The sequence below is a fragment of the Franzmannia pantelleriensis genome, assembly GCF_900102875.1.
GTDB lineage: Bacteria > Pseudomonadota > Gammaproteobacteria > Pseudomonadales > Halomonadaceae > Franzmannia > Franzmannia pantelleriensis.
Genome location: NZ_FNGH01000001.1, coordinates 74,171 through 81,003, shown reverse-complemented (window position 1 = coordinate 81,003; position 6,833 = coordinate 74,171). Strand labels below are relative to the sequence as shown.

Below are 6,833 nucleotides of genomic sequence, written 5' to 3'. Positions count from 1 at the left end.
CCCAGCAGCGCTGCGCGCTGCAATCGCGGTTGAAACCGCTCCTACAGAGGGAACGGCGCCAAGGCTAATGTAGGAGTGACTTTAGTCACGATGGGATGCTCTACCCCAGCAGCGCTGCGCGCTGCATCGCGGTTGAAACCGCTCCTACATAAGGAACGGCGCCGAGGTTAATGTAGGAGCGGCTTTAGCCGCGATGCAAAGGCTCGAGGATGCCCATCTGCTTGAGATTGTCGATCTCGCCATGGATCTCCTCACAGAAGGCGTCGGCGACCTTACTAAGCGGTCGGCTCTTGGACTTGAGTAGCGCTATCTCCCACTCGATAGCAGGCTCGAGCGGCCTGGAGACGACCGCGGTGCCCTGCAGCAGCAGCTCGGCAATAGGGTCGATGACGGCGATTCCCACGTTACGGTCGACCAACGCACAGACGCCGCGCATATGCCGTAGCTCGGCAGAGATATGCCGTTTGATGTCGATGGTCTGCATGATGTAGTCGACCCGCGCACGCAGCGGGCTATCGGCCATCAGCTCCACGAAGGTCTGGTTCTGCAGATAGGCAATGGGCACCACCGGATCAGCGGCCAGCTCATGTTCACGATGCATGATGCAGCGTGCGCTGCAGCGCGCCAGACTGGTCACGCTGGCGCCATAGGTGTCGGCCTCCAGCGTGATGCCAAGGGCCACATCGCAGGTGTTGTTGTCGATCATCTTGAGCAGTTCCTGCAAACCGGCGTCGACCACCCGCACCCCCACCTTGGGATGGCGTTCCTTGAAGCGCTGGATCACATCGAGCAGGAATGTATCGCAGAAGATCGGCTGAGCAGCCACCACCACGTTGCCCAGCTGGTTGTTGGAGATCGCTTCGGCGTCTTTCTGGGTGTCGCGGATGCTGGCCATCAGCCGCAGCACCGAAGCGTGATAGAGAAACGCTTCTTCAGTGGGCGCCAGCTGATTTCTGCTGCGCTTGAACAGCGCAAACCCCAACTCCTCCTCCAGCCCGCTGAGCAGGCGGCTGACCATCGACTGACTGATCGCTAGCGCCTCGGCCGCCGCCTTGGTAGTGCCGTGCCGCATGAAGGCATCGAAGGCCTCGATTTCCTTGAGTTTCATTCTTCCTCCCGACGTTGGCTGGGATGCAGCATTGCACCACCGGTAGCACAAAAATGCATACTGAGCCCTTTTTTTGCAATAGTTTTCATAGCCGATTATGCTGAAACAGCTCGCTCCACTGGTGAGCGTCTGACACAACAACATGAAGGAGACGAACATGAAACGTGCCTTGAGCCTAGCAGCGGCCACCTTGATGGTGACCTGTGCCGCCAACGCCCAGAGCTACCCGTCAGAGTCGGTTACCCTGGTCGTGCCCTACGGCCCGGGCGGTGCTTCCGACCTCGCCGGCCGCGCACTTGCCGAGTCGGCCCGAGAGTTCCTCGGCGAACCGGTCACCGTGGTCAATCAGTCCGGCGCCGGCGGCATGACCGGTGCGCGGGATGTCTCGCGCTCCGATCCCGATGGCTACACCCTGCTGCTGGCGCGAGTGGGCATGGCGCTGTCACCGGCCGTGAACGCCAACAGCAGCGTCGACTGGGATGAGTACACTTTCTTGAGTGCGCTGGAAGCCACGCCAATGATTCTGGCGGTGGCCGAAGACTCGCCCTACGAGAGCGTCGAGGCGCTGCTCGAGGGCATCGAAAACAATCCCGGTGCCATGAGCTATGCGGCATCCGGTGCCACCGCTATCGATGGCTTTACCGTGCAGACGCTGCTCTCCGATGCCGGCATGGACCCGCTCTCAGCCGCCACGCTGGTGCCATTCCGTGGCGGCGGCGCGCTGGCCACGGCACTGCTTGGCGGGCATGTCGATTTCCTGGCGATTGCTGCTGGCTCGCTCATGCCGCACATCGAAAGCGGCGACATGCGCCCGCTGATGGTCTACTCCCCCGAGCGCATGGATGCCCTGCCTGACGTTCCCACCGCTCAGGAGCTGGACTACGAGCTGGCCGGCCAGGTGGTTGGCTGGAGCGCTCTGTATGGCCCGCCCGACCTTCCGGAAGACGTGGTCACCACCTGGGACGATGTGCTCGAGCAGGTCGCCGAGAGCGATAGCTGGCTGAGCCGTGCCGATGACCGTGGTTCGATTTCTACCATCGGCAGCGTGGACATGGCGACCTATGCCCAGGAGCAGTATGAGTTCTATCGCGGCCTTGCCGAAGAGTTCGGCTACCTGGAGTGATCGGCAACGCATCCGCGACAGCCGACTGACGTAACGACGACAAGCATCGGGAGGGGCATATGGGTATTGCACGCGGCGTGATGGTAACGGCGCTGTTCGGGATCGTGTTATTGGTAATGATCCCCCTCTATGTGCCCCGCCCCAGCTTCATTCCCGGGTTCGCTCCGCCGCCCGACATGTGGCCGCGGGCGGTCTCACTCCTCGGCATGGTGCTCGGCCTGCTGTTGTTAGCCCTGTCGTTGTCGAAGAAAACCCAAGCCATCGCCGATCCGGAAGATGCCGCGACGATCCGTGGTAATACGCCATTGGCCGTGCTGCTGGTGCGCTTCGGTTGGTCGGTACTGGCGTTCGCGCTGTTCGTTGGCGCGGTCTCGCTACTCGGCTTTCTACTGGCCAGCATTCTGCTGCTGGTCGCGATGCTGGTACTCACCGGCTACTGGCGGCGCAAAAGAGTCACGCTGATCGTTGCCGTGGCGCTACCGCTACTCCTCTATCTGTTCTTTTCCAGCGCGCTCAATACGCGCTTTCCCACCGGCAGCCTGTTAAGGGCCCTGGGCGTATAACGCACCGCGTATTACAGGATCGATACCATGCTCAATGACCTGTTGATTGCCTTTCAGGCAGTCGCAACGATCGAGAATTTCCTGATCATGGCCGCAGGGATCTGGGGCGGCGTGATCATCGGCGCGATTCCCGGGATGACCGGCACCATGGCGGTGACCCTGGCACTGCCGTTTACCTTCTACATGCAGCCGATTCCCAGCATCCTGCTATTGGTGGCGCTGTATAAGGGATCGACCTACGGCGGCTCTGTCTCGGCGATCCTGATCAAGACGCCGGGCACCGCGTCGGCGGCCTGTACGACGCTCGATGGTTACCCGTTGGCGCGCCAGGGCAAGGCCGGCAAGGCGCTGAACATGGCGCTCTATTCCTCGTGTACCGGCGACTTCATCTCCAATATCTCGCTGATCTTCATCGCCGCGCCGCTGGCGTTGCTGGCGCTGCGCATCGGCCCGCCCGAGTACTTCATGCTGATGGTATTCGCCTTGACCACCGTGGCTGGGGTCTCGGGTCGCTCGCTGCTGCTGGGGCTGGTGTCGGCCTGCCTGGGGCTGCTGCTGGCGACGGTCGGCGAGGACATGTATGGCTCGTTCCGCTTCGACCTCACCGTGGACATGCAGGGTGGCCTGGCCGTGGCACCGGTGCTGATCGGGCTGTTCGCCATTCCCGAGCTGCTCAAGATTGTGGTGTTTCGCAATACCGAGACGCAGCAGGCCATGCAGCTGGGCGACAACAAGGTCACCCGGGCCGAGCTGCGCCGTTCGATCAAGTCGATGCTCAAGGGCAGCATGATTGGCGTGGTAATGGGCGCCATCCCCGGCATCGGCCCCTCCGCGGCGGCGTTCTCGTCCTACGGCGAGGCCCAGCGCACCTCCAAGCAGCGCGACAACTTCGGCAAGGGTGAGGTCGAGGGCATTGCAGCATCGGAGTCGGCCAACAACGGCTGCTGCGGTTCGACCATGATACCGCTGCTGGCACTGGGGGTACCCGGCGACGTGATCACCGGGGTAATGTTGGGCGCCTTCATGATCCATGGCATGACCCCTGGCCCGATGCTATTCGAGACCAACCTCAACGAGGTCTACATGCTATTCATCGGCATGTTGTTCTCCTCGGTGCTGCTGTTCGGTGCGGGCAAGGCAACCATGCGCTTCTTCTCGCATATCTCTCGCATCCCCCCAGGGCTGATGGCCCCCATCGTATTGGTGCTGTGCCTGTTTGGCATCTTCTCGATCTCCAACAGCATGTACGACGTGATCGTGCTGCTGGCGATGGGCGTATTCGGGTTCTTCATGTTCCTGCTCGCGATTCCGGCCGCACCTTTCCTCATCGCGTTCATTCTCGGGCCAATGCTGGAGGAGAACCTGCGCCGCGCCCTTGCCATCTCCCGCGGTGACCCGAGCATTCTGGTGTCATCGCCCATCACCTGGCTCTTCGCCTCGCTGGCTGTGTTCGTGGTGGTGATCACGATTCGCCAGCAGCTCAAGAAAGCCAAGGCCTGATCTTTTTCACTCTTTGCCAAGGATTTGTCACCATGCATGCCAGCGCCCAGACCCAGCATCATCCGCGACTCGATGCCGCTGTATCGCACCTCGCCGACTTGATTGCCTTCGATACCACTAGCGCGTACTCCAACCTGGCAATCATCGAGCATCTGCGCCGCTTCTTCGCCGCGCTGGGTGCTGATGTCACGGTGCTGCCGGATGCCAGCGGTGAGAAGGCCAACCTGATCGCACGGCTTGGTCCGGCCGACGTCCCGGGTATCGTGCTCTCGGGGCATACCGATGTGGTGCCGGCCAACCCCAAGAGCTGGACCAGCGACCCGTTTCATATGCAGCAGCGCGGCAGCCGGCTGTTTGGTCGCGGCACCTGTGACATGAAGGGCTTCGCAGCCTGCGTGATGGCGGCGGCCCCGGCCTTTGCCGAGGGCAATCTGAGCCGCCCGTTCTACTTCTGCTTCTCACACGACGAAGAAGTAGGCTGCCTGGGCGCCCCTGCGATTGCCAAGCACTTGGCGGCACTGGACGTCCCCCCGGCGCTGGCGATCATTGGCGAGCCCAGTGAAATGCAGCTGATCAACGGCCAGAAAGGCAAGATCGCCATGGAGGTAACGGTGCACGGCGACGGCGGACACTCGTCTTTTTCGCCACAGCACGTCAACGCGGTGGAGTATGCGTCGCGTATCATCGCCATGATCGGTGAGCGATCGCGACGATATCAGCACGAAGGCCCGTTCGATACCGACTTCAGCGTTCCCCATGCCACGACGCTTGCCACTATCATCGAGGGCGGGGTGGCCACCAACGTGACACCCGATGCCTGCCGTTTCATCTTCGAGTTACGCAGTATCGATCAGGACGCCTCACAAGCGGATATGCAGGCCCTGATCGCCGATGTCGAAGCCGCCCTGCTGCCCGAGATGCAGGCCCTCGCCCCTAACGCCAGCATCGAGTGGCAGGAGGTATTCTCTTACCCGGCCATGGGCGACGCCACCGGCTGCGAGATGTTCAAACAGCTCGAGCCGATCCTGCCGGCACGCGGTGGCAAGGTTTCCTACGGCTCCGAGGGCGGGGTATTCGAGATCGACGGCGGCATTCCTTCGATCATCATCGGACCCGGCTCTATCCGACAGGCGCACAAGCCCGATGAGTTCATCGAGATGGATCAGTTAGGCCAGTGCCTGGCGTTCTTCGATGAGCTCGATACCTGGATGAGGCGCTGATATGCAAGACACCATGACCATCGACGCCGAGCGCCTCTGGGAGCAGCTCGAGGAACTGGCGCAGATCACCGATCCAGCGGCGCCATGGACGCGCCGCGCCTTCACCGAACGCTATCTAGAGGGCCGTACCTGGCTGCGCCACAAGCTGCACGAGGCCGGCATGTCCACGCGCCTCGACGAGGCCGGCAACCTGATCGGCACCCTGCCCGGCAGTGAGCCGTCTCTGGCCCCGCTGGCCACCGGTAGCCATATCGATACGGTCCCCAGTGGTGGCCGCTATGACGGGATTCTCGGCGTGTTGGCCGGGCTCGAGGCGGTACGCAGCCTGCAGGAAGCGGGCATACGACTGCGTCACAGCCTGGAGGTGATCGACTTCCTGTCCGAGGAACCCAGTGAGTACGGCGTCTCGTGCATTGGCAGCCGTGGCATGGTCGGCAAGCTCAGCCCTGCAATGCTCGACTTCCAGGAGCCCGGCGGCGAGCGGCTGTTCGATGCGATTCGCCGCATGGGTGGCGTGCCAGAGGCGCTGAGCGAACCGCTACGCAAACCCGGTGCGCTTGCCGCGTTTATCGAGCTACATATCGAGCAGGGACGCGTGCTGGAATCGCAGCGGGTACCGATCGGTGTGGTCAGCGATATCGTCGGCATCCATCGCTACGACATCGTGGTGAGCGGCCAGGCAGACCACGCCGGCACCACGCCGATGGACCTGCGCCGTGATGCCCTGGCCGAGGCCAGCGGGTTGATCAAGACGATACAGCAGGCTGCGCGGCGCCAGGCCGAGGGCAACGCCTACCTGGTGGCCACCGTGGGACGCCTGACCGTTTCGCCCAATGCCAGCAATGCCATTCCCGAGCGTGTCGAGATGGTACTCGAGGTGCGCAGCAATGATGCTGCCCTGCTCGAGGGTTTCTTCCCGCCGCTGCTGGAATCGGCTCAGCGCCAATCCGCCGAAACCGGGGTGAGCATCGAGGCCACCCCGCTTAGCGAAGGCTTGCCGACTCAGTGTGCGAACGACGTGCAAGCTCAGATAACCGCCGCTGCAGACTCGCTGGGCCTCGAGCATATGGCCATGCCCAGCGGCGCCGGGCACGACGCAGTCTACATGGCCTCCCTCGCCCCCACCGGCATGCTCTTTGTCCCCTGCCTGGACGGCCGCAGCCACTGCCCGGAGGAGAGTATTACCCCCCAGCAAGCCGCCGATGGCTGTCGGGTCCTGACTGAGACACTGCGACGGCTGGATAGTCTCTGAGAAGACGCGACGCGGTAATGGACCAGCCAGCAGCGCTGCGCGCTGCAATCGCGGTTGAAACCGCTCC

6 protein-coding genes are annotated in these 6,833 nt (G+C 62.6%); 5 read left to right on the top strand and 1 reads right to left on the bottom strand.

All coding sequences use genetic code 11. The features are described 5' to 3' along the window. Positions 1 to 184 precede the first annotated feature (184 nt). Positions 185 to 1,108 carry a LysR family transcriptional regulator gene (locus tag BLT16_RS00220; RefSeq protein ID WP_089656429.1) on the bottom strand — a complete coding sequence of 308 codons (924 nt, stop codon included), beginning with the start codon at positions 1,106 to 1,108 and terminating at the stop codon, positions 185 to 187. A 157-nt stretch (positions 1,109 to 1,265) separates the two neighbouring features. Between BLT16_RS00220 and BLT16_RS00215 the strand changes: the two genes are divergently transcribed. Genes BLT16_RS00215 through BLT16_RS00195 form a run of 5 tightly spaced genes read left to right on the top strand, consistent with a single transcriptional unit; the run spans position 1,266 to position 6,766 of the window. Then, positions 1,266 to 2,231, top strand: coding sequence for a Bug family tripartite tricarboxylate transporter substrate binding protein (locus tag BLT16_RS00215; RefSeq protein WP_089656428.1), 966 nt, complete (start codon positions 1,266 to 1,268; stop codon positions 2,229 to 2,231). Between the two features lie 59 nt (positions 2,232 to 2,290). Continuing rightward, positions 2,291 to 2,794: a tripartite tricarboxylate transporter TctB family protein gene (locus BLT16_RS00210; protein ID WP_176817117.1), complete on the top strand. Its 504-nt coding sequence runs from the start codon at positions 2,291 to 2,293 to the stop codon at positions 2,792 to 2,794. 27 nt (positions 2,795 to 2,821) lie between these two features. After that, the gene (locus BLT16_RS00205) at positions 2,822 to 4,294 is read left to right on the top strand and encodes a tripartite tricarboxylate transporter permease (protein ID WP_089656427.1); all 1,473 of its coding nucleotides are present in this window, start codon (positions 2,822 to 2,824) and stop codon (positions 4,292 to 4,294) included. Positions 4,295 to 4,326: 32 nt separating this feature from the next. Then, positions 4,327 to 5,514 (top strand): acetylornithine deacetylase, encoded by a 1,188-nt coding sequence (gene argE, locus BLT16_RS00200; RefSeq protein ID WP_089656426.1) that lies wholly within the window; start codon positions 4,327 to 4,329, stop codon positions 5,512 to 5,514. A gap of 1 nt (position 5,515) precedes the next feature. Continuing rightward, a complete protein-coding gene (locus BLT16_RS00195; RefSeq protein ID WP_089656425.1) occupies positions 5,516 to 6,766 on the top strand; it encodes a Zn-dependent hydrolase in 1,251 nt (416 codons plus the stop codon). Positions 6,767 to 6,833: the final 67 nt, after the last annotated feature.